This is a genomic window from Enterococcus sp. CSURQ0835 (genome assembly GCF_902706605.1).
In the GTDB taxonomy this organism is placed as follows: Bacteria; Bacillota; Bacilli; order Lactobacillales; family Enterococcaceae; genus Enterococcus_A.
In genome coordinates this window covers 1-1,062 of sequence record NZ_CACSLH010000072.1, presented here as the reverse complement: position 1 = coordinate 1,062, position 1,062 = coordinate 1, and the positions used below count along the sequence as shown (strand labels likewise).

General features: G+C 37.5%; 1 protein-coding gene. It reads right to left on the bottom strand.

The genetic code is table 11. The features are described 5' to 3' along the window. Positions 1–9: 9 nt before the first annotated feature. Entirely contained in the window at positions 10–969 is a 960-nt protein-coding gene (locus tag GVJ38_RS14125; protein WP_159723818.1) for an IS30 family transposase, read from the bottom strand. Positions 970–1,062: the final 93 nt, after the last annotated feature.

The window sequence follows — 1,062 nt, the reverse complement described above, 5'->3', positions numbered from 1 at the left end:
TCTGATTTGTCAAATTAAGCTAGACAATATATCTTTATCTATGCATCTCAAAAATACTTCCAATGGTGTTCGGTAATTTAGTGATTTTCTTGGAATATGGTTTCTTTTTGAAGCAACGGATTGAATAAAGGTTTCATCCGTGTCTCTAAAGTCCATTGTTTTAACTAAGCCATCTCTTCTAAGCAAGCCATTTGAGTGCTCATTCAGCCCTCTTTGTGAAGGTGTTCCTGGATCTGCGAAAAAGATGGCAATATCATTTGAATTACTTATAGATCGCCAGTTAGAAAATTCTTTTCCACAATCAAATGTCATCGATTTAAATAGATGTTTAGGCATGGATTTGAACCATTCATTTAACCTGTTTTCGATATCTTCTGCTCGTCTGCCTGTGGGTTTCAAAGTAATAATGACCTTTGATAAACATTCAACCAATGTAATAACAGTGCTCTTATGTTTGACTCCCACAATAGTGTCGCCTTCAAGATGTCCAAATTCTTTGGACAGGTGTGGATAAAGACTGTTCCGTTCATGAATCGTTCTGCGAAAGGCCTGTTTTCCACGCTTTTCTTGATGATTATTTGGTTTGCGTTTTCCCTTCATTGGTAACGATTGCGTGTCAAAGACGCCTTTTTTAAACATCCGATAGAGTGTGCGAGCAGAACAATCAATTGGAAACTCGCCACGGCCGATAATCACATCAGGTGACCATCCTTGAGCTACCTTCTCTTGAACATACTTTGATTGTTCATCAGATAGAACGGTTGAACGTCGCCCACAACGGGATTTATTTTGTTTGTATTGACGATAATAATCTAGCACATTTTTTCCTTGTTTGAGGAATGAATAAACGTTATAGATGGTTTGTCTAGAGCGATTTAAACTTTGTGCGACAATAGCGACAGGTTTCTCGCTATTGAAATAAGACTCTATCAAAACAAGTTCGTCTGTTGTAAGATGGGTATAGGTCATTTGTACTCACTCCTTATAATTCTTTGGTCGGAACTATTTTGAGTGTAGCACAAGTGACTTTTTTAGTTGTCTAGCTTAATTTTACAATCGGCG

Coding starts and splice junctions, on each gene's coding strand:
- GVJ38_RS14125 (WP_159723818.1), bottom strand. CDS start 969: ATGACCTATACCCATCTTACAACAGACGAACTTGTTTTGATAGAGTCT.